General features: G+C 68.9%; 20 protein-coding genes. 10 read left to right on the top strand and 10 right to left on the bottom strand.

The window, feature by feature from the left end; genetic code table 11:
• Positions 1 to 28 precede the first annotated feature (28 nt).
• Together ACWC09_RS01960 and ACWC09_RS01955 are read left to right on the top strand one after the other, a co-directional pair.
• Positions 29 to 1,411 (top strand): glycine--tRNA ligase, encoded by a 1,383-nt coding sequence (locus ACWC09_RS01960; protein WP_450847542.1) that lies wholly within the window; start codon positions 29 to 31, stop codon positions 1,409 to 1,411.
• Positions 1,412 to 1,497: 86 nt separating this feature from the next.
• Complete coding sequence (locus ACWC09_RS01955; protein ID WP_450847540.1) at positions 1,498 to 2,109, top strand: LysE family translocator; 612 nt, start codon at positions 1,498 to 1,500, stop codon at positions 2,107 to 2,109.
• Here ACWC09_RS01955 and ACWC09_RS01950 read toward each other — a convergent pair.
• Positions 2,106 to 3,152: a chitinase gene (locus tag ACWC09_RS01950; protein WP_450847539.1), complete on the bottom strand. Its 1,047-nt coding sequence runs from the start codon at positions 3,150 to 3,152 to the stop codon at positions 2,106 to 2,108. The two genes, ACWC09_RS01955 and ACWC09_RS01950, sit on opposite strands and share 4 nt — an antisense overlap.
• Before the next feature lie 149 nt (positions 3,153 to 3,301).
• On the opposite strand from ACWC09_RS01950, the gene ACWC09_RS01945 reads away from it, so the two are divergent.
• Positions 3,302 to 4,312 carry an aldo/keto reductase gene (locus tag ACWC09_RS01945; RefSeq protein ID WP_450847537.1) on the top strand — a complete coding sequence of 337 codons (1,011 nt, stop codon included), beginning with the start codon at positions 3,302 to 3,304 and terminating at the stop codon, positions 4,310 to 4,312.
• 25 nt (positions 4,313 to 4,337) lie between these two features.
• A complete protein-coding gene (locus ACWC09_RS01940; RefSeq protein WP_450847535.1) occupies positions 4,338 to 4,928 on the top strand; it encodes a TetR family transcriptional regulator in 591 nt (196 codons plus the stop codon).
• A gap of 10 nt (positions 4,929 to 4,938) precedes the next feature.
• Here ACWC09_RS01940 and ACWC09_RS01935 read toward each other — a convergent pair whose 3' ends face one another.
• From ACWC09_RS01935 to ACWC09_RS01920, 4 genes are all read right to left on the bottom strand, one after another.
• Positions 4,939 to 5,709 carry a hypothetical protein gene (locus ACWC09_RS01935; RefSeq protein ID WP_450847533.1) on the bottom strand — a complete coding sequence of 257 codons (771 nt, stop codon included), beginning with the start codon at positions 5,707 to 5,709 and terminating at the stop codon, positions 4,939 to 4,941.
• Positions 5,710 to 5,753: 44 nt separating this feature from the next.
• Positions 5,754 to 6,902, bottom strand: coding sequence for a serine hydrolase domain-containing protein (locus ACWC09_RS01930; RefSeq protein ID WP_450847531.1), 1,149 nt, complete (start codon positions 6,900 to 6,902; stop codon positions 5,754 to 5,756).
• 83 nt (positions 6,903 to 6,985) lie between these two features.
• Positions 6,986 to 7,192 (bottom strand): hypothetical protein, encoded by a 207-nt coding sequence (locus ACWC09_RS01925; protein WP_450847530.1) that lies wholly within the window; start codon positions 7,190 to 7,192, stop codon positions 6,986 to 6,988.
• Positions 7,193 to 7,289: 97 nt separating this feature from the next.
• Complete coding sequence (locus ACWC09_RS01920) at positions 7,290 to 8,735, bottom strand: MFS transporter (RefSeq protein WP_450847528.1); 1,446 nt, start codon at positions 8,733 to 8,735, stop codon at positions 7,290 to 7,292.
• Between the two features lie 112 nt (positions 8,736 to 8,847).
• Here ACWC09_RS01920 and ACWC09_RS01915 point away from each other — a divergent pair, with 112 nt between their 5' ends.
• The gene (locus ACWC09_RS01915) at positions 8,848 to 9,735 is read left to right on the top strand and encodes a helix-turn-helix transcriptional regulator (protein WP_450847526.1); all 888 of its coding nucleotides are present in this window, start codon (positions 8,848 to 8,850) and stop codon (positions 9,733 to 9,735) included.
• Between the two features lie 74 nt (positions 9,736 to 9,809).
• Here ACWC09_RS01915 and ACWC09_RS01910 read toward each other — a convergent pair whose 3' ends face one another.
• Positions 9,810 to 11,255 (bottom strand): MFS transporter, encoded by a 1,446-nt coding sequence (locus tag ACWC09_RS01910; RefSeq protein ID WP_450847524.1) that lies wholly within the window; start codon positions 11,253 to 11,255, stop codon positions 9,810 to 9,812.
• Positions 11,256 to 11,354: 99 nt separating this feature from the next.
• Between ACWC09_RS01910 and dusB the strand changes: the two genes are divergently transcribed.
• A complete protein-coding gene (gene dusB / locus ACWC09_RS01905) occupies positions 11,355 to 12,521 on the top strand; it encodes a tRNA dihydrouridine synthase DusB (protein ID WP_450847523.1) in 1,167 nt (388 codons plus the stop codon).
• Positions 12,522 to 12,665: 144 nt separating this feature from the next.
• Here dusB and ACWC09_RS01900 read toward each other — a convergent pair whose 3' ends face one another.
• The 3 genes from ACWC09_RS01900 to ACWC09_RS01890 all read right to left on the bottom strand — a co-directional run bounded on the left by ACWC09_RS01900 (position 12,666) and on the right by ACWC09_RS01890 (position 18,045).
• The gene (locus ACWC09_RS01900) at positions 12,666 to 14,330 is read right to left on the bottom strand and encodes a CDP-alcohol phosphatidyltransferase (protein WP_450847859.1); all 1,665 of its coding nucleotides are present in this window, start codon (positions 14,328 to 14,330) and stop codon (positions 12,666 to 12,668) included.
• A gap of 287 nt (positions 14,331 to 14,617) precedes the next feature.
• Positions 14,618 to 16,564, bottom strand: coding sequence for an amylo-alpha-1,6-glucosidase (locus ACWC09_RS01895; RefSeq protein WP_450847521.1), 1,947 nt, complete (start codon positions 16,562 to 16,564; stop codon positions 14,618 to 14,620).
• Entirely contained in the window at positions 16,561 to 18,045 is a 1,485-nt protein-coding gene (locus ACWC09_RS01890; protein ID WP_450847520.1) for an MGH1-like glycoside hydrolase domain-containing protein, read from the bottom strand. The genes ACWC09_RS01895 and ACWC09_RS01890 overlap by 4 nt, the downstream gene beginning before the upstream one ends.
• A 120-nt stretch (positions 18,046 to 18,165) precedes the next feature.
• On the opposite strand from ACWC09_RS01890, the gene ACWC09_RS01885 reads away from it, so the two are divergent.
• From ACWC09_RS01885 to ACWC09_RS01870, 4 genes are all read left to right on the top strand, one after another.
• The gene (locus ACWC09_RS01885) at positions 18,166 to 19,362 is read left to right on the top strand and encodes an ROK family protein (protein WP_450847518.1); all 1,197 of its coding nucleotides are present in this window, start codon (positions 18,166 to 18,168) and stop codon (positions 19,360 to 19,362) included.
• A gap of 419 nt (positions 19,363 to 19,781) precedes the next feature.
• Positions 19,782 to 22,502 (top strand): pyruvate, phosphate dikinase, encoded by a 2,721-nt coding sequence (gene ppdK / locus ACWC09_RS01880; protein ID WP_450847516.1) that lies wholly within the window; start codon positions 19,782 to 19,784, stop codon positions 22,500 to 22,502.
• 561 nt (positions 22,503 to 23,063) lie between these two features.
• The gene (locus ACWC09_RS01875; protein ID WP_450847514.1) at positions 23,064 to 23,873 is read left to right on the top strand and encodes a glycosyltransferase; all 810 of its coding nucleotides are present in this window, start codon (positions 23,064 to 23,066) and stop codon (positions 23,871 to 23,873) included.
• Entirely contained in the window at positions 23,851 to 24,495 is a 645-nt protein-coding gene (locus tag ACWC09_RS01870) for a hypothetical protein (RefSeq protein ID WP_450847512.1), read from the top strand. Before ACWC09_RS01875 ends, ACWC09_RS01870 begins: the two co-directional genes overlap by 23 nt.
• Before the next feature lie 307 nt (positions 24,496 to 24,802).
• On the opposite strand, the gene ACWC09_RS01865 is transcribed toward ACWC09_RS01870, so the two are convergent.
• Entirely contained in the window at positions 24,803 to 24,967 is a 165-nt protein-coding gene (locus ACWC09_RS01865) for a hypothetical protein (protein WP_450847510.1), read from the bottom strand.
• Positions 24,968 to 25,149 lie beyond the last annotated feature (182 nt).

Below are 25,149 nucleotides of genomic sequence, written 5' to 3'. Positions count from 1 at the left end.
CGCCCGTCGTCGTAATGAAGAGAGCACCGTGGCCGCCGACAAGATCGACACCATCGTCAGCCTGAGCAAGCGCCGTGGCTTCGTATTTCCCTGCAGTGAGATCTACGGCGGCCAGCGCGCCGCCTGGGACTACGGGCCGCTGGGTGTCGAGTTCAAGGAGAACATCAAGCGCCAGTGGTGGCGCTACATGGTGACGTCGCGCGAGGACGTGGTCGGCATCGACTCGTCCGTGATCCTGGCCCCCGAGGTCTGGGTCGCCTCCGGTCACGTCGCCACCTTCACGGACCCGCTGACCGAGTGCACCTCGTGTCACAAGCGGTTCCGCGCGGACCACCTGGAGGAGGCCTACGAGGCCAAGCACAAGCGCCTCCCGGAGAACGGCCTGGCGGACGTCAACTGCCCGAACTGCGGCAACAAGGGCCAGTTCACCGAGCCCAAGCAGTTCTCGGGGCTCCTCTCCACCCACCTGGGCCCGACGCAGGACTCCGGTTCCATCGCCTACCTGCGCCCCGAGACCGCCCAGGGCATCTTCACCAACTTCGCCCAGGTGCAGACCACTTCGCGCCGCAAGCCGCCGTTCGGCATCGCGCAGATGGGCAAGTCCTTCCGCAACGAGATCACGCCCGGCAACTTCATCTTCCGCACCCGCGAGTTCGAGCAGATGGAGATGGAGTTCTTCGTCAAGCCGGGAGAGGACGAGAAGTGGCAGGAGTACTGGATGGAGCAGCGCTGGAGCTGGTACACCGGCCTGGGCCTGCGCGAGGAGAACATGCGGTGGTACGAGCACCCGAAGGAGAAGCTCTCCCACTACTCCAAGCGCACCGCTGACATCGAGTACCGCTTCCAGTTCGGCGGCAACGAGTGGGGCGAGCTGGAGGGTGTCGCCAACCGCACCGACTACGACCTCACCGCTCACGGCAAGGCCTCCGGCCAGGACCTCTCCTACTTCGACCAGGAGGCCGGCGAGCGCTGGACGCCGTACGTCATCGAGCCCGCGGCCGGTGTCGGCCGTACGCTGCTGGCCTTCCTGCTCGACGCGTACGTCGAGGACGAGGCGCCGAACGCCAAGGGCAAGATGGAGAAGCGGACGGTGCTGCGCCTCGACCACCGCCTCGCGCCGGTGAAGGTGGCCGTGCTGCCCCTGTCCCGCAACCCGGAGCTGTCGCCCAAGGCCAAGGGTCTCGCCCAGGCGCTGCGCCAGCACTGGAACATCGAGTTCGACGACGCGGGCGCGATCGGGCGCCGCTACCGGCGCCAGGACGAGATCGGTACGCCGTACTGCGTGACGGTCGACTTCGACACCCTGGACGACAACGCGGTGACGGTGCGCGAGCGCGACTCGATGAAGCAGGAGCGCGTGTCCCTCGACCAGATCGAGGGGTACCTGGCCGGGCGCCTGATCGGCGCCTAGGGAGCCGGCTCGCCGACTCATTGGCCCTTGATACGGGCTCCTCTTTGGACCTGTATCAAGGGCCGACGTGTCACCAGGCTGGCCCCATGAGCCTCGCCTTCCTCCTCACCACCCTGGTCGTCGTCGCCACTCCCGGTACCGGCGTCGTCTACACCCTCGCCGCCGGGCTGTCCCGGGGACGGCGCGCGAGCGTCGTCGCGGCGTTCGCCTGCACGCTTGGGATCGTGCCGCATGTGGTGGCCACCGTCACGGGGCTGGCCGCACTGCTCAATGCCAGTGCGGCCGCCTTCCAGGTGCTCAAGTACGGCGGTGTCGCCTATCTGCTGTACATGGCGTGGGCCACGGTGCGGGACAAGGAGGCGATCGCCGTCGACGAGGAGGCCGCCCCGAGTTCCGCCGGGCGGGTCATCGTGCGCGGCGTGCTCGTCAACTTCCTCAACCCGAAGCTGACGATCTTCTTCTTCGCGTTCCTGCCGCAGTTCGTGGACCCCGGCCAACCGCACGCGCTGCCAAGGATGTTGGCGCTGAGCGGTGTGTTCATGCTGACGACCTTCGTGGTGTTCGCCGGATACGGCATCCTCGCCGCCTCGGTCCGCAGCCACGTCACCTCGCGTCCGCGTGTGATGGCGTGGCTGCGGCGGAGCTTCGCGGGGTCGTTCGTGGCGCTCGGCGCGAAGCTGGCGCTGACCGCGCGTTAGCGGCCCTGGAGCGACTTCACGTTGTCCCCGAAGGTCCAGTTCTTCGAGCCGTCCCAGTTGATCGACCAGGTCATCAGGCCCTTGAGCGCGGTGCCGTAGTGCTTCCACGCCTGGGAGACCAGACTCGGTGACATGTAGCCGCCGCCCGCGCCGGACTGTGCGGGCAGGCCCGGTACCTGCTTGTCGTACGGGACCTTGATCGTCGTACCCTGCACGACCAGGCCCTTGTTGAGGCAGTCCGTCTGGGCGGTGAAACCGGCCACCGTGCCGGCCTGGTAGGAGTCGCCGGAGCAGCCGTACATGCTGCCGTTGTAGTACTGCATGTTGAGCCACCACAGGCGGCCGTTGTCGGCGTACTTCTTGATGATCGGCAGGTACGCGCCCCAGATCGAGCCGTAGGTGACGCTGCCACCGGTGACGTAGGCGGTCTCCGGAGCCATGGTGAGGCCGAAGCCCGACGGCATGCGGGCCAGCACTCCGTCGATGATGCGGATCAAGTTGGCCTGCGACGTGGAGAGTTGGGTGATGTTTCCGCTGCCGACCAGGCCCGTCTCGATGTCGATGTCGATGCCGTCGAAGTTGTACTTCTTCAGGATCGGGACGATCGTCGCGATGAACTTGTCCGCCACCGCGGTCGAGTTGAGGTCGATGCCGGCCGTCGCGCCGCCGATCGACAGCAGGATCGTCCGGCCGGACGCCTTCGCCGCGCACATCTCCGCGGGTGTCGCCACCTTCACGCCCGAGTCCATGCCGTCCTCCCACAGGGCCGTGCCGTCCGAACGGATCACCGGGAAGGCCGCGTTGATCACGTTGTAGCCGTGGGCGGGGATGCGGGAGTCGGTGATGGGGGTCCAACCGAAGGGCGGGTGGACGCCGTTGGCCGAGCCGTCCCAGTTCTCCCAGTAGCCCTGGAGGACCTTGCCGGACGGTTTCGACTGCACGGCACAGGTGTCGGCCGCGGAGGCGGTGGTGGAGAGGGGGAGCTGGGCGAGACAGGCGGTCGTGAGTGCGGCGGCGAGCAGACGCAGGGTGCGGCGGAGCATACGGGCCTCCCGGTGGGGGTGCGGTGAGGTGTCGTAGGCATGACAGTGCTCGTGGTCCAGACCTTTCGTCAAGAGGTCTGGACCGTGATGAGGAAGGTATGGAATGACAGATATTGAAATCTGTCATCTGTCATGGCAGGGTGGTCGGCATGACGATGCGAACCCGCAACCTCGGAACCACCGGCCCCCAGGTCTCCGCCCTCGGCCTCGGCTGCATGGGCATGTCCGGCATGTACGGCGAGGCGGACCGCGCCGAGTCCATCGCCACCATCCACGCCGCCCTGGAAGCGGGCGTGACCCTGCTCGACACCGGCGACTTCTACGGCATGGGCCACAACGAACTGCTGATCGCCGAGGCCCTGCGCACCGCCCCGGCCGCCCTCCGCGAGAACGCGCTGACCAGCGTGAAGTTCGGCGCCCACCGCGCCCCGGACGGCGAGTGGCTCGGCTACGACGCCCGCCCGGCCGCCGTGAAGACCTGGGCCGCGTACTCCCTCCAGCGCCTCGGCGTCGACCACATCGACGTCTACCGCCCCGCCCGGCTCGACCCGAACGTGCCGATCGAGGAAACCGTCGGCGCGATCGCCGAGCTCGTCGAGAAGGGGTACGTCCGCCACATCGGCCTGAGCGAGGTCGGCGCGGACACCATCCGCCGGGCCGCCGCCACCGCCCCGATCGCCGACCTCCAGATCGAGTACGCGCTCATCTCCCGCGGCCCCGAGCGGGAGATCCTGCCCACCCTGCGCGAGCTGGGCATCGCCGTCACCGCGTACGGCGTGCTCTCCCGCGGGCTGATCTCCGGCCATGTCACGCCCGGCCAGGGGTTCGCCGCGAACGACTTCCGCGCCCACTCGCCCCGCTTCCAGGGCGACAACCTCCAGCACAACCTGACGCTGGTCGAGTCCCTGCGCAAGATCGCGGAGCAGAAGGGCGTCTCCGTCGCCCAGATCGCCATCGCCTGGGTGCTGTCGCGCGGCGAGAACATCGTGCCGCTGATCGGTGCCCGCACCCGCGAGCGGCTCGGCGAGGCCCTCGGTGCCCTGGACGTGACGCTGGACGCGGCCGACCTCGCCGCGATCGAGGCGGCCGTACCGGCGGACGCGGCCGCCGGCGAACGGTACGCCCCCGCCCAGATGGCCATGCTCGACAGCGAGCGCTGATCGCGGTGCCGGGTACCGTCTAGGCATGGCTCCGACCAGCGAAACCCTGACCGCCGAGCGCATCCTCGCCGCCACCGAGGAGGTGCTGCGCCGCCACGGCCCGGCCAAGGCCACCGTGGTCGACGTGGCCCGCGCGCTCGGCGTCAGCCACGGCAGCGTCTACCGGCACTTCCGGACCAAGGCGGCGCTGCGGGCGGCGGTGACCAAGCAGTGGCTGGACCGTACGACGGAGCTGCTCGCCGGCATCGCCGCCGACACCGGCCGGGACCCGGAGGCACGGGTGCGCGAGTGGCTCGCGGCGCTCTTCGCGGCCAAGCGCCAGAAGGCCGGGATCGATCCGGAGCTGTTCGCCACGTACTCGGTCCTGGCCCACGACGCGGTCGAGGTGGTCGGATCCCATGTCGCCGAGCTGACCGACCAGTTGACGGACATCGTGCGCGCCGGCGTCGAAGCGGGCACCTTCCGGACCGACGACCCGTCCGCCGCCGCCCTCGCCCTCTTCCAGGCCACGGGCCGCTTCCACGACCCCGGTTACGCCAAGGAGTGGGAGAAGCCGGGCGTGGAGGGGGAGTTCGAGGCGGTGGTGGATCTGCTGGTACGGGGGCTGCGCGGCTAGCGCTCGGAGCTCAGCAGTGGCAGAGCACGTCCACGACGACCGCCTCGGCGGGGAGGGCGTCGAGGTAGGCGTTGGCCCGCTCCCGGTAGCCGTCGGCGTACGCGTCCGTCCAGGTGCCGTCGAGGTCGAGCAGGGCGAAGCCGGCGACGGCCCAACCGATCGCCTCCTGGCGGGACTTGTCGTGTTCCTCCGCGAAGTACGCGATCGGGTCGTTCAGCAGGAAGGACGTGTCGAAGTGCGGGTCGGCGCCGGTGACGGCCCGTTGCGCCACCTCCTGCACCAGCGGCTGGGTCAGGTGGTCCTCCTTGGCGTCCGCCATGGAGTAGCCGTCGGGATCGGCCTCGTGCCGGGCGACGAAGTCGGTGAGCGGGCGGGCCGGCGGGTGCAGCGCGGTCAGCCCGTCCCAGGCGGCGCGCAGGGCGTCGTACCGCTCCGCCCTGCGCCGCCGCATGCCGTCGAAGTCGAGCAGGCCGCGAGGGCCGCCGTAGCACTCCAGCGGTCCGAGGGGGTCGAGGACGTCCGTGGTGAAACGGGTGGTCTGGCCGGCGTGGCTGCGGGGCACGGTGGCGGGCGTGAAGAGTCTTCGGTCGCCGTCGTGCTCGGGCAGCACGAGGTAGGCGGTCCCCGGTCTGGCGTCGATGATCCACCAGTCCCACTCGCCGACCGGGTTCCAGTCGTCGATGAGGTCGTGGCCGTACGGCTTCATGGCCGCGGCGATCGCTTCGGGAAGTTCCCCGGGCTCGGTCGGCGGCAGGCAGACGGTGGTGATGAACTTGGTCATGCGGGGGATCGTAGAGCCGCCCCGAACCGGCCCGCCGGGCCCTTTCAGCCGCCCGCCACACACCCCCAGAAGTCCCGCATCACCGGCGTCGGCGTCGGGTTCGCCATGCCGGCCTGGGTGAGGAGGATCGCGACCGTGCCCGTGGGCGGGACGACATGGGCCGTGGTGCCGGTGCCGCCGACCCAGCCGTAGCGGCCGGGGACGTTCCACGGGTCCGACGGGGTGACGTCGACCTGGCCGCCGTAGCCCCAGCCCTGGCCCTCCAGGAAGAGGGTGGCGCTGTCGCGCTGGGCCGCCGTGAGGTGGTTCGTCGTCATGCGGCTGATCGAGGTGGGGGAGAGGAGGCGGTGGCCGGTGGGCGTGGTGCCGGAGTTCAGGAGCAGGCGCGCGAAGGACAGCCAGTCGTCGGCCGTGGAGGCCAGGCCGCCGCCACCCGAGTGGAAGCGCGGGACGCTGCTCCACTCGCCGTCCGGGGTGTCGGACAGGTGGAGGGTGCCGTCCTCGGCGGGGGAGTAGGCCGAGGTGAAGCGGTGGCGCTTCGTGGGCGGGACCTCGAACGCCGTGTCCTTCATGCCCAGCGGTTCGAGGATCCGCTCCGTCAGGAAGTCGGGGAGCGCCCGGCCCGAGGCCCGGGCGATCAGGATGCCCTGGAGGTCGGACGAGGTGCCGTAGAGCCAGGCCGCGCCCGGCTGGTGGAGCATCGGCACCTGGGCGAGGAGGCGGAGCCAGGTGTCGTGGTCCGGCCAGTCCTGGAGCTGCCGGCCGTCCCTCTGGACCGTGAAGAGGGACTGCACGGCGGGGAGGGAGAAGTCGGAGGGGAAGCCCCAGCCGGTGCGGGAGCTGAGCAGGTCCTCCACGGTGATCGGGCGGGAGGCCGGCACCACCTCGTCCACGGGGGCCTCGGGCGCGCGCACCACCACCGGCTTCGCCAGCTCCGGGAGCCACTCCTCCACCGGTGCGTCCAGGGTGAGCACCCCGTCCTCCACCAGCATCAGCACGGCCGCCGCCGTGATCGGCTTGGTGATGGACGCGATACGGAAGATCGAGTCCCGTGCCATCGGGGCGGCGCCGTCGGTGTCCACCGAGCCGACCGTCACCACCTCGACGTCCGCGCCGCGGGCCACCAGGGCCACGGCGCCCGGCACGGTTCCGTTGTCGACGTGCCGTTGCAGGGTGTCGTAGAGAGCGCTCATGGGTCGCCTTCCGGTACGGGACGGTCGTGTGGCGTGTGTCGTACGGGGTTACGACCCGTCCCGCGCCCGAAAATCATCGCCGTCTACTCGTCCGACGGGTCCACCGTCGCCTGATGGGCCTCGGCCAGGTGCTCCTCCGCCTTCAGCCAGGGCAGGAACTGGGCGCCCTTGCGCCAGCCGCACGTGTCGCATTCGATCGTGCGCTGCACTCCCGCGCGCCGCACCCGGACGACGTGTTCCCGCCCGTGCTGGTCCCAGCGGCTCACCTTGCTCGTGTTGATCTCCAGCATGATGTCTCGCCTCCGGCACAGGAGTGTGCAGCAAGACCAACATCAACGGGGAGTTCTCCACGGTGAGTTGACCGAGCTGTGGCCGAACCCGCACACCTCAGCCGATGGTTCGGGGCAGCCGGAGGCTCAGCAGGCAGGTCAGGGCGATGCAGCCCAGCTGCGTGAGGAGGGTGACGACCAGCGCGTCCCGCATGCCCGTTCCGGGGATCAGGGAGAGGAAGAGGGTGCCGAGCGCGGCGACTCCGAGGGCGAGGGCCGACTGCTGGGTCGTCATCATCACGCCGCTGCCCACACCCGCCCTCACCGGCTCCACCTCCGACAGAACGACCCGGTAGAGGATGGGGAGTTGGAGCGCCTGGCCACCGCCCGCGAACACCGCTCCCGGGAGCAGTTGGAGGAGGCCGAGGTCCGGCCAGGAGCGCCAGGCCGCCAGGGCCATCAGACCGATGCCGAGGCCCTGGAGCAGTCCGCCCGCGGTCACCACACGGGTGCCGTAGCGGGCGACCAGGCGCGGGCCGGCGAGCGAGACGAGGAAGAACACGACGGCCATGGGGGCCAGGGCCAGACCCGCCCGGACCGGACCGAGGCCCGCACCCCGCTGCAACGCCACCGCGATCACGAACATGAAGCCGCTGAAGCCGATGGAGAAGGGGAGGATCATGACGAGCCCGCGGCGCAGGGACGGCAGCCTGAACAGGCTCGGCGGGACGAGTGGGGTGCGGCCCTGGCGGTCGGCCCTTCGCTCGACCGCGTAGAACGCCGCCGCCAGGAGCGGGAAGGCCGCCAGGGACAGCCACGTCCACAGCGGCCAGCCCGCCGAGCGGCCCTCGGTGAGCGGGGCCAGCAGGGCGAGGAGGGTGGCGGCGAGCAGGACGGTGCCGGGGCCGTCGATCGGCTCGGGGTGCTGGGAGCGGGTCTCGGGGACCGTGCGGGCGGCCAGGACCAGGCCTACGACGACCACCGGGACGTTCACCAGGAAGACCGAGCGCCAGCCGGTGTCGGCGCCGAAAAGAAAGGACAGAGGTGCGGCGGCCACGAGGACTCCGCCGAGGATCTGGCCGGCGACCATCGAGAGGCCCGCCGTGGCGCCGTAGAGGCCCATCGCCTTCGCGCGGCGCCGGCCCGCGGTGGCCGACTGGATGGTGGCGAGGATCTGCGGCAGCATCGCGGCGGACGCGGCGCCCTGTGCGACCCGTGCCGCGACCAGTGTCCAGGCGTTCGGCGCGAGGCCGCAGGCCAGGGAGGTCAGGCCGAAGGCCGTCATGCCGCCCAGGAAGAAGCGGCGCCGGCCGAACAGGTCGCCCAGCCGTCCGCCGAGGACCAGGAGGACGGCGTACGCCAACCCGTAGCCGGCGACGACGAGTTCGAGGACCGACTCGCTCGCGTGCAGGTCCTTGCCGATGGTCGGCAGGGCGACGTTGACGATGAAGAAGTCGATGAGAGGGAGTGCCGCTGCCAGCAGCACCGTGAAGAGTCCGATCCCGCCGAGCGAGGGTGTGCCGGCCGGTGGTCGGACGGTGTGTGTAGCGATGGTTTCGGTCACGTCATCGAGACTGCGCCCGGTCGCAGACTGGTACCAGAGTGTCTTTATCCTGGTAGTAGGAGTACCTGGAAACAGGGTGGGGGCGGGGTTCTGAAGGCGGCACGCTGGAGGCATGACGACCATGGCCCAGGAGACGGCGACACCACGCGCACGTGACACGGGCGCGGAGGGGCGGCGGCACGAGCTGGCGGCCTTCCTGCGCAGCCGCCGCGAGCGGATCACACCGGAGGAGGTGGGGCTCCCGCGCGGCCGCCGGCGCCGTACACCCGGGCTGCGGCGGGAGGAGGTCGCGCAGCTCTCCGCGGTCGGCGTCACCTGGTACACCTGGCTGGAGCAGGGGCGTGGCATCCAGGTGTCCGTCCAGGTGCTGGATGCTCTGGCCCGCACGCTGATGCTCGATCCCACCGAGCGGGCACATCTCTTCCAGCTGGCCGGCGCGGTGGATCCGTCGCCCGCCCTGACCTGCCCGCGGGTGACGCCCGCGCTGCGGGCCATGCTGGAGCAGCTGGAGCCGTACGCCGCGAGCATCCAGAACAGCCGGTACGACGTCCTCGCCCACAACCGCACCTTCGGGCTGCTGCTGTGCGACCTGGAGGCGGTGCCGCCGGAGGACCGCAACTGCATCCTGCTCTCCTACACGAACGCCGAGTGGCGCGACTCGATCGTGCACCTGGAGGAGACGCGGCGGCTGATGGCCGCCCGGCTGCGGGCCGCCATGGCCGGTCATCTCGGGGAGCCCGCCTGGAAGTTGCTGCTGAAGCGGTTGCGCGAGTATCCGGAGTTCTGCGAGGCGTGGGAGCTGCACGAGGTGGTGGTCGCGCACAGCAAGCGGAAGGAGTTCCTCAATCGGCTGGTCGGGAGGGTGGTGGTGGACCAGACCGAGTTGTGGCTGGGGCCGGAGGTGGGGTCGCGGATGGTGACGTATGTGCCGGCGGACGGGGAGTCGCGGCAGAGGATGGAGAGGCTGCACGACATGGCGCTGGCGAGGGAAACCCTCTGAGGGGCGCGGGGCCGTATCGAAGTGCGGCTCCGCCGCGTGGGCGCGACCGGCCCCGACGACCCGCGGCCGCCGGACTACGCGTTCACCCCCGTGGGTTGGCGCACCTCCACCGACTCCAATTGCTCAGCCGTGCGTTCAGCGGTCCCACGGGCCCACCGCCCCGTCGTCACCACCCCGAGGGCGAACACAGCGACACCGCACCCCACGAGAATCCACCACCCGGGGACGGATGCCGACACGAACGCGTCCTTGTACGAAGACGCCCCGAGCCCCGACGCCAACGCCGCCCCGACCACCGCGACGCCCAGCGTCGAACCGAGCTGACGGCTCGTGGAGGCGACGGCCGCCGCGACCCCCGCCTGGGCGCGTGGCATTCCGGACACCGCCGTGTTCGTGATCGGCGCGTTCACGAAGCCGAAGCCGACGCCGAAGAGGACGTACCCGAGGAACAAGGTGACGTTGGACGTCTCGGCGTCGAACGCCGCGAACAACCCGGCGCTCACCGTCAGCGCGGCGCCGGCCACGACCAAGGAGAGCCGAGGCCCCCGGCTGCCGACCAGACGGCCGGACACGGGTGCGCAGAGGAACATCGGTACCGCCATCGGCAGCATCCACAGGCCGGCGTGCAGCGCGTCGTACCCCCGCACGTTCTGCAGATACAGCGTCGACAGGAACAGGAACCCGCCCAGCGACGCGAACGCCGCGATCGCGATCACCGTCGCCCCGCTGAACGGCACCGACCGGAAGAAACGCAGGTCGATGAGGGGTTCGTCGCGTCGCGGCTCGTACCAGAGCAGGCCGGCCAGCGCCGCCGCCGCGACCAGTGCGAAGGGCAGGATCGCGGTGACGCCGGCATTCGGCGCCTCGATGATCGAGTACGTCAGTGAGCCGAACAGCGCGATGACCAGGAGCTGCCCGACCGGGTCGGGGCGGCGGGCCTTGGGGGCGCGCGACTCGGGCACGAACCGCAGCGTCAGCAGCAGTGCCGCGAGCGCCACCGGCAGGTTGACCCAGAAGATCGACCGCCAGCCGACCGACTCCACGAGCAGGCCTCCGGCCAGGGGGCCGGCCGCCATGGAGATGCCGACGACGCCGCCCCAGACGCCTATCGCGCGGGCCCGCTCGCCGGGGTCCGTGAACGTGTTGGTGATGATCGACATGGCGACCGGGTTGAGCATCGAGCCGCCGACCGCCTGGATCATGCGGAACGCGATCAGCGAGTCGAGGTCCGGGGCGAGGGAGCAGAGCAGTGAGCCGACGCCGAAGAGGATCAGGCCGGCCATGAAGACGCGCTTGCGGCCGATCCGGTCGGCGGTGGAGCCCGCCAGCATCAGCAGCGAGGCCAGCACCAGGGTGTACGCGTCGATCGTCCACTGCAGGCCGGAGGTGGTCGCGTGCAGCTCGCGCTGCATGTCGGGCAGGGCGACGTTCAGGGCGGTGACGTCGAGGCTCACGATCAGCAGGCTCATGCAGCAGATCGCGAGAATGAGGAAGCGTCGGCGATGGCTGAGCTCGGGCATGCGTGTCACTGTACGCCGATTTCGATAGTGCGTCTAACTAATAGTGCGCCTAACTAACGGGCTGTTCCTGATCATTTGGCGATGCGGGACAATGGGGCAATGCCCATGCCCGTGTCCCCCCTGCAGATCGGCCCCCACCGCGTCGAGCCGCCCGTTGTGCTCGCTCCCATGGCCGGGATCACCAACGCGCCCTTTCGGACGCTGTGCCGTGAGTTCAGTGGAGGCAAGGGGCTGTTCGTCAGCGAGATGATCACCACTCGGGCGTTGGTCGAGCGCAACGAGAAGACGATGCAGCTGATTCGCTTCGACGAGAGCGAGAAGCCTCGGTCGATCCAGCTGTACGGCGTCGATCCGGCGACCGTCGGCAAGGCCGTCCGCATGATCGCGGAGGAGGGGCTGGCCGACCACATCGACCTGAACTTCGGGTGCCCTGTGCCGAAGGTGACGCGTAAGGGCGGGGGGTCCGCGCTGCCGTTCAAGCGGAATCTGCTGCGGGCGATTCTGCGGGAGGCGGTGTCGGGGGCCGGCGACCTGCCGGTGACGATGAAGATGCGCAAGGGCATCGACGACGATCACATCACCTACCTCGACGCGGGGCGGATCGCGGTCGAGGAGGGCGTCACGGCGATCGCGCTGCATGGCCGTACGGCTGCTCAGCACTACGGCGGAACGGCCGACTGGGAGGCCATCGCCCGGCTGAAGGAGCAGGTGCCGGAGATCCCGGTGTTGGGCAACGGGGACATCTGGTCGGCGGCGGACGCGCTGCGGATGGTGCGGGAGACCGGGTGCGACGGGGTGGTCGTGGGGCGGGGGTGCCTGGGGCGGCCGTGGTTGTTCGCGGATCTGGTGGCGGCCTTCGAAGGCCGCGACGAGGCCCGTGCCGAAGGCACTGACGGATACGGCGCGCGGCCGTCGCTGCGGGAGGTGGCCGACGTCATGGTCCGCCACGCCACGCTGCTGGGCGAGTGGATCGGGGACGAGTCGAAGGGCGTCGTCGACTTCCGTAAGCATGTGGCCTGGTACCTGAAGGGCTTCGCGGTGGGCAGCGAGATGCGTAAGCGTCTCGCCATCACCTCGTCCCTGGAGGAACTCCGTTCCGGCCTGGACGAGCTGGACCTCGACCAGCCCTGGCCCGACGGCGCCGACGGGCCCCGGGGCCGTACCTCCGGCAACAACAGGGTGGTGCTGCCGGACGGTTGGCTGAAGGACCCGTACGACTGCGCGGGCATCGGGGAAGAGGCCGAGCTGGACACGTCCGGGGGCTGAGGTTCGATGCGGGGCCGGGGCGGGCGGCTTGCGGTCCCTCCCGGTGCCGGGCACCTGCACGCTGTCAGGGGCGCGGGGAACTGCGCGACCAGCCCCCACCCGCCCGCACCCGCCCTACGACCTGTCGCCGCACCCTCTGCCGCGTCACCCCTTCTTCGGATGCGGTGTCGAGCCGTACGCCGTCAGGAACTTGTCCCGGAACGCGCTCATCTTCCAGACCGGGGCGTTGTGGGCGGGGCGCAGGCCGTCGGTCCAGCCCCAGCCGGAGATCTTGTCGAGCACCTTCGGGTCCTTGGCGACGATGGAGATCGGGACGTCTCGGCTGGCGTGGTTGCCGCTGACCCGGGCGATGGGCTGGTGGTCGCCGAGGAAGACCAGGACGGTGTTGTCGTTGCCGTAGCGCTCCAGCCACTGGGTGAGCGCCGTCACCGAGTACTGGACGGACTTGCCGTACTCGGCCTGGGACTTGGGGGAGCTGGTGATGATGTCCGAGGGCTTCTTGCCGGCGTCGTGGATGGACTTGAAGACCGAGCCGTCGCCCAGGTCGTTCCAGGGGACCATCTTCGGTATCGGGGCCCAGGGCTGGTGGCTGGAGGTCAGGATGACCAGGGACATCAGCGGCTTGCTGCGCTTCTTGCTGTGCTCCAGCTTCTGGAACTGTTCGAGGGCGTACTGGTCCGGCATCGTGGACCAGCTGAACTTCGGGCCCTTGTAGCCGAGCTGGAAGGCGTTGCGGTACTTGGAGAGGCCGTAGAACGTCGACTCGGGCCAGGCCTTCTGGACGCCCGGCATGATGCCGACCGTGTCCCAGTCGCCCGTCTTCGCGAAGGCCTTGGTGAGGCTGAGGTGGTCGCTCGCCATGACCGTGCGGTAGCGCTGCTGGTTGTCGATCCACAGGCCGGACATGGTGGTGGAGTGGCCCAGCCAGCTGCTGCCGCCGTAGGTCGCGGAGGTGAGCCAGCCGCTCTTCGCGTGGAAGCCGGCCTTGGCGAGGGCCTTGGTGCGGGCGTCGAGCGTCGCGTCGACACCGGGGGCCTCGACCGGGTCCTCGATCGCGCTGCGGCCGTAGCTCTCGATGAAGGTGAAGATCATGTCCTTGCCGCGCAGGTCAGGCACCAGCTGGCTGGGCGGTGTGTTGCCGAACTTGTCGACCTTGGCGATCTTCTGGAAGTCGGCCTCGTCCTTGAGCGTCTGCCGCACGCCCTTCGCCTGGAGCACCACCGCCCCGGCCGCACGGTCGGATGCCAGCGGCACCCCGGCGATCTGCAGGCCGAGGGCCGAGCAGAGGACCCAGACGACGGCTGCGGCCAGGGTGCCCCGGGTGGCGATCTGTTTGTTTTGGGCCAGCAGGTTGCTGAGCCGGACCATCGCCAGCGCCATCACGGCGAGCAGGAGGATCACCAGGACGAAGGCGCCGATCGTGGCCGCTGTGGCCACCGCCTTGCCCATCGAGTCCTGGACGTACGACTGCGCGTCCGGCAGCAGCTCCCAGTCCAGCACAGGGTTGAAGTGCCGGCCCAGGTACTCCCAGAACCCCATGTCCAGCAGGTTCAGGATGGTCAGCGCGCCGAGCGAGGCCCCGGACACCACCGCCACCACGATCCGCGGCCGGCGCGGCAGCGTGAGGGCCACGGCCGCCCCGAGGAGGGCCTCCACCGGTATCCGCACGAACTGCCGGGTGTGCAGCGCGCTCTCCTTGTTCGGCAGCAGCAGGGCGCCGAGGACGAGCAGGGCCGCGAGGACGGTGATCGTCCAGCGCACGCCGCGTACGACCGCCGGGTGCTGCTCACGCCAGCCGGCGAACCGCATGCGCAGGGTCGCTCGGGCTGCCGACTCGACCTCGGGTGACGTGCCCTCTGTGGCGGTGTCGTTGGTGTCCGGCTGGTGACGAAGGCGCGTGAAGACAGGCACCCGAAGGTCCTTCCGTAGCGTACGAGGCCCGTGGTGGGGAGGTGGCGGGCGGCCGTGCGCTTGGGGAGGCATGGGGCCCGCCGACATGACGTACGGCGGACCCCGGGGAGTGCGTTCAGGGCATGAGGCAAACACCGGGCAAATGCCCGGTCAACGTTCCGCTGATGCCGCTAGGGGGCGCGCTCTCAGGCACCCCCGACAGCCGTCAGCAAGGCGAGCGGCGCCGCCGCGGACCGCGACTCCCGCACACACGCATGCGGATACGGCACCGGCTCGGCATGCGTGTCACGCCCGTACCCGGCGATGACTTCCGGCAGCCGGTGGCCGGTGGCCGTCGCCGCGTCCACCAGCGCGTGCGCCACCGTACGAGCCTCGTCGTGCAGCCCGTAGCGGGCCAGGCCCAGGGTGATCAGCGCGTTGTCATGCGGCCACACGGAACCCCGGTGGTAGGAGAGGGGGTGATACGCCGCCTGTCCGGCCGCCAGTGTGCGCACGCCCCACCCCGAGAAGAAGTCGGGCTCCAGCAGCCGTCGGCCCACCACCTCGCCGTACTCCTTGTCCAGCAGGCCCGACCACAGCAGGTGCCCGGCGTCGGACGCCAGCGCGTTCACCTGGCGGCCCTCCCCGTCCAGGGCGAGCGCGGGGAAGGACGACTCCCGCATCCAGAAGTCCCGTTGGAAGCGGTCCCGGAGATCGCCGGCCGCCTGTTCGAGGAGCGCGGCGTACGTCTCGTCGTCCCATACCGTGCGCGCGACCCACGCCGTGCGGCGGAGGGCGTCGTAGGCATAGCCCTGGGCGCCCGCCGCCATCACCGGGCCCGTCGGCCGGGTTCCGTCGGCGGAGCAGATCGCGCCGGGGGAGTCCTTCCAGTTCTGGTTGGCGAGGCCGCCCTGGTCGGCGCGGTAGACCAGGTAGCCGCGCGAGGTGAGGCCGCCGTGGTCGAGCATCCAGCCGATCGCCGCGCGGGCGTTGGGTTCGAGGCGGCGGGCGAGCGCGGAGTCGCCGGTCTGCTCGACGTACGCGCCGAGGAGGACGAGGAAGAGCGGGGTCGCGTCCACCGAGCCGTAGTAGCGGCCGTACGGCACCTGGCCGAAGTGGGCCAGCTCGCCGTGCCGGACCTCGTGCACGATCTTGCCGGGCTGGGCCACCGCGTCCACGCCGGTCTCGGTGGCCTGGGTGGCGGCGAGGGCGGGGAGGGTGGCCGCGGCCAGTTGGGGGCGGTAGGGGAGCGCGAAGAGGGAGGTGAGCAGGGCGTCCCGGCCGAGGAGGGTCAGGAACCAGGGGGCTCCGGCCGCGGGGACGCGCAGTTCCTCGCCGTCCGGGCCCGTGGCGGGTACTTGGAGCGATGCCAGGTCCGCCAGGCCTCGGGCGCAGGACGCCGCCAGTTCGGGCCAGCCGGTCGGGAAGGGCACGCCCTGAGCGAACTCGCCTTCGAGGGCCAGGAGTTGCGCGTTCACCGCGGCCGGGGAGGCGGGTACCCGTAGTGCCCGTTTGTCTCCGTGCGGGCGGGCCATCACGCGCAGCATCAGTTCCGCCGTGCCGTGCGGGTCGAGGTCCAGGGTCCAGACGAGGCGGCGGGCGCCCGTGCCCGTCTCCTCGACGCCGTCGGGGGCCGGGTCCGCGGTCACCGTCGTACAGGAGCGCCACTCGCCGCGCTGGTAGGCGAACTCCACGCCGTCGTCCAGGACTTGGCGGGAGCGGGTCGCGCCGATCTTGGTGTACGTGCGGTAGTCGGAGCGGAGTTCGAACTGGTCCGTGAAGTCGGCGTCCGCGGTGACCGCGAGGCGGACGGTGGTCGGGACCGGGCGGTTGCTGGTGAGGCGCAGTGACTCTATGAACGCGCCGTCCCCCACCGCCTGTTCGCGGAAGATCGTGTAGGCGGGTGGCTCCTGGCGGCCACCGCGCGGGACCAGGACGCAGCGTGCGGTGTCTCCGTCCGCGACCGGGGTGAGGGGCTCCGGTACCGCGCCGTCCACCGTCAGTTGCCAGCGGCTCAGGTGCCGGGCGTCGCGTACGAATAACCCGTCCGGGGAGCCGGCTCCCCGGACTCCGCTGACACCGCTGATGTCCCCGCCGTCGCCCACGGCCGCGAACGTCCCGCCGTGCACGAGTAGATGATGCCGGTCGTTCATCCCCGGTTCCCTCCCCTGAATTCCTCGTTGCTCATCTCGTCGAACGTGTCGATGCCGGTGCAGGACACGTGGTGCGTGGGATGGAGGTCCCCCCGCTCGAGCGAAGTCGAGAGTGGGGGAGCATGGAGCAGATCCAGCGCGAGCGCGGCCGTCCAGCTGAAGCCGAGTGCTCCGCAGGGCTCGCCGGTGTACGGGTCCACGTACTCCGCGAAGCCGGATGTGTCGGCGACTTCGAGGATCGAGTCCCGCAGCGCGTCTGCCGCTCGCTGTTCGCCGTGTGTCCGTAGTCCGCTCTCCAGCAGCCAGTTCGTGTTGAACCAGGCCGGGCCGCGCCAGTAGCGGTGCGGGTCGAAGGCCTCGCCCAGGAGGTCGTAGCTGGGGAGGAGGCGAGTGGTGTCGCCGAGGCCGAAGTGGGGGCCGCGGGTGGTGCGGAGGAGCGTGGAGACGATGTCGCGGGGGAGAGTGGGGAGGAGGAGGGGGATGAGGCCCGAGACGCTGAGCTCGGGGATCAGGGCGCCCTTCCCGTCCCGGAGGTCCCGGCACAGGAACATCCCGCTCGTCGGGTCCCACAGTCGCTCCACCAGGGCTGCCGTCAGGCGTTCCGCGCGTGCGTGGCGGGCCGTTCCCGTCGCTCCCAGCTCGCGGGCGATGCGGGCCAGGGCGTGCTCGGAGGCGATGAGGAGGGCGTTGAACGCCGGGTCCTCGACCGCGAATTCGGACGAGCCGTCCTGGTAGCCGCCGTCCCGGTAGTCCGTCGCCAGCCGTACGTACCGCCCGTAGTCCAGGTCCGTGGGCCGGTCCTCGGCCGCTCCGTGGTCCAGGTCGGCCCGGCGGAAGGAGCGGGCCGGGGCGGGGGTGACGCGGCTCAACGGGGCGTCCCAGCAAGGGCTGTTGTCCATACCCTGTTCCCAGGGGTGGACGACCGAGGCGAGGCCGCCTCCGCCCAGGTCCCGGCGGTGCAGGAGGTAGCGGTGCCAGGCGGCCAGGCGGGGATGGACCCGGGAGAGGAAGCCGCGGGCGCGGGAGAGCCCGGGGTCGGCGCAGTGCACCAGCCAGGCCGCGAGCGCGTGCACCGGTGGCTGCACGATGCCCGAGGTCTGTACGGTGCGCGGGGCGCCCGCAGCGCGCCCCGCGGTCGAGGAGCGCCAGAAGTCGGGGCTCGGGAAGTAGGCGTCGAGCGGCACGGAGGGGTTGAAGACGATGTGCGGGATACGGCCGTCGCCCCACTGGGCGGTCAGTAGTGTCTCCAGCTCCATCTGCGCGCGGAGCGGCGAGAGGTGGCGCAGGCCGATCGCGATGAACGCCGAGTCCCAGGACCACTGGTGCGGGTACAGGCTGCGCGAGGGGACCGTCGAGAACCCCGTCCAGTTGTCCTCCAGCACGCGAACGGCCCTGACGTGCAGCGAATCCGGCGCGGGGGGCGGATCGTATGCAATGGGGTGCTCGTCGGCACGGCTGGTCAGCTGGGCGGTGCGATCCACTCGGTGCTCCCCGAAAGAGGTGCGGTCGACCGGTTCGGTCGTAGCCATCGTAGAGTTACGTCTATTTAACACGCAAAACTCAATATGTAATGCAGGCTTGAGAAGCACAAGGGGGTGCGCATGACGGGACGCGGCCAGGCGAGCGCCGGCGATCTGCTCGAATTGGTACGAAGCGGACGCGCGACCACGCGCGGAGCACTTCAGCAGGTCACCGGTCTGTCCCGTGCCACCGTCGGTCAGCGCCTCGACCGTCTCTTCCGCGCGGGCTGGCTGAGGGAGGGGGCGGGGGGTCCGGTGGACTCGCCGTTGGGCGGCCGTCCCTCGATCACCCTGGAGTTCGACGACGAGCACGCCGTCGTCCTCGCCGCCGACCTCGACACCCGGCATGCCCGCGCCGCCGTCCTCACCTTGACCGGCGAGCTCCTCGCCGAGCACTCCGGGACGCTCGTCATCGAGGACGGGCCGGATGTGGTCCTGGGTGAACTCGGCGGCTGGTTCGCCGAGTTGCTGGAGAAGGCCGGGCGGACGGCGGGGAGTGTGTGCGGGATCGGGCTCGCCGTGCCGGGGCCCGTCGACAGCGAGACCGGGCGGGTCGTGCAGCCGCCGATCATGCCGGGCTGGGACGGCTACGACATAAGGGGGCGGCTGAGGAGGGCCTTCGTCGAGCGGACGGGCGGGGCGGCCGTGCCGGTGCTCGTCGACAACGACGCGAATCTGATGGCCTACGGGGAGCAGCGGACCGGCTATGCCGACTGCTCGGCGTTCGTGCTGGTGAAGGTGTCGACCGGTATCGGGGCGGGTGTGGTCGTCGACGGCTCGATCTTCCGCGGTGTCGATGGCGGGGCGGGGGACATCGGGCACATCCGGGTGGGGGCCGAGGCCCTGTGCCGGTGTGGGTCCTACGGATGTCTCGCCGCCGTCGCCAGTGGTGGTGCCGTGGCGCGGCGGCTGGCGGAGACGGGCCTGCCGGCGGCCTCGGGGTCGGATGTGCGGGATCTGCTCGCCGCCGGGCATCCGGAGGCCGTCGGGTTCGCGCGGGAGGCCGGGCGGCTGGTGGGGGACGTGCTGGCGACCGTCGTCACGCTGCTCAACCCCGGGGTGCTGATGATCGCGGGGGATTTGGCCGGAACTCCCTTCCTCACGGGTGTGCGCGAGCTGCTGTATCAGCGGGCGCTGCCGCGCTCCACCGCTCATCTGGACGTCGTCACCTCGCGGCTCGGTGAGCGGGCGGGGCTGGTGGGGGCCGGGGCGCTGGTCGTGGAGTACCTGTACGCGCCGGAGCGGGTGGAGGAACGGCTGCTGGCCATGGGCGTGTGACGTCCGTGTTTCCGTCTTCGTCGCTGTCTCGGAGCACGTCCGCATGGTGAAATCCGGTCCTCTGTGGCAGCGTGATTCTCGCCACCCTTGATAAGGGTTGCGCTCAGATGAGCGGATCTTGAGCGACTGCACTTCTGAAAGGGGTGGCACTCGGTGCCACCCCTTGATCGTTCATCGATCGAAAACAGATGTCGTCATGGGGCGCTCATTTGAGCGTGAAACCGCACCTGTGGGCAGGAACGTCTTCAAGAAGTGAAAACATAAGCGGCCGGTTGCTTGCCGACCTTTGACTTTCGATCCTCTGGCGGACGACTGGTTACGAGCGCATGTCGCATGAGTAGACGTACCCAGACGCCTTCGATCTGGGTATGTTCCTCGCCGTCAGGGCAGCCACCGCGTCCTCGAGGGAGTCGAGACCCGTGTCGGAAAACAAAGAACCCCATGGTGCGAAGCTCGTTTACGACTTCACCGAGGGAAACAAGGACCTCAAGGACCTCCTCGGTGGCAAGGGCGCGAACCTCGCCGAGATGACCAACCTGGGACTCCCCGTTCCCCCCGGCTTCACGATCACGACGGAAGCCTGCAAGGTCTACCTCGACAGCGGCGAGGAGCCGGCGGCACTGCGTGACGAGGTGAGTGCGCACCTCGACGCGCTGGAGCAGCGGATGGGGAAGAAGCTCGGCCAGGCCGACAACCCCCTGCTGGTCTCCGTCCGTTCCGGGGCGAAGTTCTCGATGCCCGGCATGATGGACACGGTTCTGAACATCGGGCTCTCCGACAAGTCCGTGAAGGGCCTCACCGACCAGGCCGGCGACGAGCGGTTCGCGTGGGACTCGTACCGTCGCCTCATCCAGATGTTCGGCAAGACGGTCCTCGGCGTCGAGGGCGAGCTCTTCGAGGACGCCCTCGACAAGGCCAAGGAGACCAAGAAGGTCACGGTCGACACCGAGCTGGACGCCGCCGACCTGAAGAAGCTGGTCACCGCCTTCAAGAAGATCGTCAAGAAGGAGGCCGGCCGGGACTTCCCGCAGGACCCGCGGGAGCAGATGGACCTCGCCATCAAGGCGGTCTTCGACTCCTGGAACGGCGACCGGGCGAAGCTGTACCGCCGCCAGGAGCGCATCCCGCACGACCTCGGTACGGCCGTGAACGTGTGCTCGATGGTCTTCGGCAACCTCGGTCCGGACTCGGGCACCGGAGTCGCCTTCACCCGTGACCCGGCCAGCGGCCACCAGGGCGTCTACGGCGACTACCTGCAGAACGCGCAGGGCGAGGACGTCGTCGCCGGAATCCGCAACACCGTTCCGCTCGCGGAGCTGGAGACGATCGACAAGAAGTCGTACGACCAGCTGATGCACATCATGGAGACCCTGGAGAACCACTACAAGGATCTCTGCGACATCGAGTTCACCATCGAGCGCGGGCAGCTGTGGATGCTGCAGACGCGCGTCGGCAAGCGGACGGCCGGTGCGGCCTTCCGTATCGCCACGCAGCTCGTGGACCAGGGGCTCATCGACGAGGCCGAGGCGCTCCAGCGGGTGACGGGTGCGCAGCTCGCCCAGCTGATGTTCCCGCGCTTCGACGAGCACGCGAAGGTCGAGCAGGTCGGTCGCGGCATCGCCGCCTCGCCGGGTGCGGCCGTCGGCAAGGCCGTCTTCGACTCGTACACCGCCGTGAAGTGGTCGCGGTCGGGCGAGAAGGTCATTCTGGTCCGCCGCGAGACCAACCCCGACGACCTCGACGGCATGATCGCGGCCGAGGGCATTCTGACCTCGCGCGGTGGCAAGACCTCGCACGCGGCCGTCGTCGCACGTGGCATGGGCAAGACCTGTGTCTGCGGTGCCGAGGAGCTGGAGGTCGACACCAAGCGGCGGCGGATGACCGTGCCGGGCGGGCATGTGGTGGAGGAGGGCGACCTCATCTCCATCGACGGCTCCAGCGGCAAGGTCTACCTGGGCGAGGTCCCGGTGGTCCCCTCCCCGGTCGTGGAGTACTTCGAGGGCCGGATGCACGCCGGTGCCGACGACGCCGACGAGCTCGTCGAGGCCGTACACCGGATCATCGGGTACGCCGACCGGATGCGCCGTCTGCGGGTGCGCGCCAACGCCGACAACGCCGAGGACGCGCTGCGCGCCCGTCGGTTCGGCGCCCAGGGCATCGGCCTGTGCCGGACCGAGCACATGTTCCTCGGCGACCGGCGTGAGCTGGTCGAGCGGCTGATCCTGGCCGACACGGACACCGAGCGCGAGGAGTCCCTGAAGGAGCTGCTCCCGCTCCAGAAGGCGGACTTCGTGGAGCTGTTCAAGGCGATGGACGGTCTGCCCGTCACCGTCCGCCTCCTCGACCCGCCGCTGCACGAGTTCCTGCCCGACATCACCGAGCTGTCGGTGCGCGTGGCGCTGGCGGAGTCCCGCAAGGACCCGCACGAGAACGAACTGCGGCTGCTCCAGGCGGTCCACCGTCTGCACGAGCAGAACCCGATGCTGGGTCTGCGCGGCGTACGCCTCGGTCTGGTCATCCCCGGTCTGTTCACCATGCAGGTACGGGCGATCGCCGAGGCCGCCGCCGAGCGCAAGAACGCCAAGGGCGACCCGCGCGCCGAGATCATGATCCCGCTCGTCGGCACCGTCCAGGAGCTGGAGATCGTACGCGAGGAGGCCGACCAGGTCATCGCGGAGGTCGAGGCGGCGACCGGCACGAAGCTGAAGCTCGCGATCGGCACGATGATCGAGCTCCCGCGCGCCGCCCTCACCGCCGGCCAGATCGCCGAGGCCGCGGAGTTCTTCTCCTTCGGCACGAACGACCTCACCCAGACGGTGTGGGGCTTCAGCCGGGACGACGTGGAGGCCTCGTTCTTCACGGCCTACCTGGAGAAGGGCATCTTCGGCGTCAGCCCCTTCGAGACGATCGACCGGGACGGCGTCGGCTCCCTGGTCAGGTCGGCCGCGATCGCGGGCCGCGAGACCCGGCCCGACCTCAAGCTCGGCGTCTGCGGTGAGCACGGCGGTGACCCGGAGTCGGTCCACTTCTTCCACGAGGTGGGTCTGGACTACGTCTCCTGCTCGCCGTTCCGGATCCCGGTGGCGCGGCTGGAGGCGGGGCGCGCGGCCACGCAGTCGGCGGGCAGCGACCACCGCTGACCACTCCCCGACCCCGGAGCCGCCGCCCGTCCCCGACCCTCAATACCGATGGGCGGCGGCTCCGGATCACGAAAACGAAGGGGCGGCACCTTGTGCGGAGGTGCCGCCCCTTCGGGCATGATCTGCGGGGGCTGTCAAGCTAAGTCGCTGACCAGGCGAAATGGCGTTTGCAGGCGTTGGTTGCCGTTGGCCTCGTGCGAGGCCGTTGTGCCCTCGTTGTGCCCTGCGGTTGGTTGAGCCTGCTGGCCTGTGCGGACAAGGGGACATGACAAACGCACAGTCATTGGCACTTGAAACGGCTCGTCGGCGGGGTGCAGGGTCACCCTGCACCCCGCCGACGAACTGCACGCTTCCGGTCGCCTTTGGTCGTCGTTGGCCACCCTTGGACGGCCCAGCGCGCGGCCGGCGTTCCCCTCGGGGCCGCCATGTTTCGACGGGCGCTCGACGACTACCAAGCCATGTCTCCCAACACGGGAATCACTCCATTGGAGTCGACAGCAGTGCATCTGTCGGACCCCCGTCCTAACCTGATCCAATAGGCGGCACCACGGAAGGAAGTACGTGTACAGCGCCCGGGAGAAGCGAGACGCCCGCTTCAGCGCTGTCATCCCAACGTGGAATGAGGAGGAGTGGCTTCCGGGACTGCTGGCGAATCTCCGACGCTTCCCCGAGGTTGCGGAAATCATAGTTGCCGACAATGATTCCGGTGATCAAACCCGGAGGATAGCTCATCGGAATGGCGTTCACCTAGTCACCGGAGGCCGTCCGGCCGTAGCCCGAAATAATGGAACTAAGCATGCAAGTAGCGAATTTATTCTATTTGTAGACGCTGATGCCGCCATACCCGGCGTAGCACTTAGGAGGGCAGCAGAGGTGCTCGCCGATGAGCAGAACGTTGCTATTCATTTTCGTTTGGCGCCGATTAACGGATCCGCCTTTTCAAGGGCGTGCTACCTACTCATGGACGCTTACCTAAGAACGCTTTCAAATTTTGGCGTGGCGCAGGGTGTAGGAACGTTCCTGGCGGTAAGGAAAAGTTCCTTCTACTCGGTGGGTGGCTTCGACGAAGCGATGGAACCAGGTGAAGACGCAGATGTGCTAAGGAGGTTGAGTAAACATGGAAACGTCTTGTATGACAGGTCCGTGAAAGTTGGCACTTCAACCCGCCGATTCTATATTGAAAACCCGCTGACTTTCTCACTAAAGACATGCGGTTGGGCTGTATTGCGATTGCTCAAGGTGCGCTTCTCGGTAGGGCGATATAGCTGGAAATCCTACCCAAAGGGGCTAGGGAAGGCGGAGTCCCATTTCTACGTTGACTTCATCTCCCGTGAAGAGGTGGGCATAGATGGCAAACGGATACAACTTTGAGGCGCAAAGGTCCGAAGTCGCCTTCTTTATGGAAAAGGCGTTTCAAATATCATTTGTATACTTCGCCGGAGTTGCTGCCTTTTTTGCGCTATCCAAGAGCGACGTTATGACTTCAATCGTGAAAGCAACGGGTCTGCCGTTGGCTGGCTTGGCGGCAGTAGTCATCCTGCTTCTCAATCTACTCTATGTGACACTAGCGTGCGCTTGCCTATTCGCAGTACTCAAACGCGGGCTGTTCATCCTGCGTCACACTTCGATGCCACCGGGGGAGGAAATTGGACAGGGGTCGGTTTATCGCAAATGGGAAGAGTTCGTGAGAGACGAAGAGTTGATGGGCGATGTGAAACTGCGACATGTCGCGTGGAATATCGATAATTACTACATGATACCTCTCTTTTCTGTCATTGTGGCCGCTTCGACAATTGCCGCTGTAATAGCTCTAACGTCCAGCTCTGCGATAATCCAAGCCGCTGCTTCCGCCTTGGTAGTTATGCACGTGATACCGGGATTCATCTTAAAGCAGTTGACCGTCCTGGATCGGGAATGCCGCAATGAATTGCGAGCCCCGGCACGGGCAGCCCCTCAAGCCCGGGTCAGGGCCGGCCGTCCTGAGAATGAGTAGATCCTCCATAGTCACAACTGATCATCGGCGGCCGTGACCTGCGGCCGCCTGCACGATCGGCGTCCTGACCTGCTGCTGAGCTGTCGGCAGTTGTCGACGTTGGTCATCATTGAGCGCCCTTCCACGGCCCCAGGACGGCCCGGGAGGGCGCTCGTGCGTGAGCACCGCATTAGGAGTTCGATCCGAGCCTGCTTCGGCTGCGGCCGTCGACTGATGCGACGGCCGGACAAGGGTGCTGGTGTACGCCCCCATCCGGCGTCGTTGATGTCAGCCGTGGATGTCAGAAGCTGGCGGTTGCGTGGCGTCGCTACGGCGAGGGGGTCGGATTCCGGCGCCTGGCGAGGCGGCGCCAGGCCACCCAGAGATTGATCACAAGTAGGACCGCTCCCGCGATGGGCCAGCCCATGGATCCACCGTTGCGGTAGGTCTCGATGCCTACGGTCAGCAGCATGACGCCGATCACTGGGCCCATCAGGTCCATGAAGGCGTCCAGGCGGCTTGCGATCTTCGAAAGGTTGGCGACGGCTTGATCGTGACAGTCAACGCGGTGCCTGCAAAGGAGCAAGGTCAGGACCGCACGGAGCTGCCGCTGTCTGTCTGTGTCAAGGCCGACCCCGGTGTACCGCCATCAGCTTGGGAAGCTAAGGTGATCCA

The sequence above is a fragment of the Streptomyces sp. NPDC001617 genome (assembly GCF_053596855.1).
This window is presented reverse-complemented; position numbering and strand designations above follow the sequence as displayed.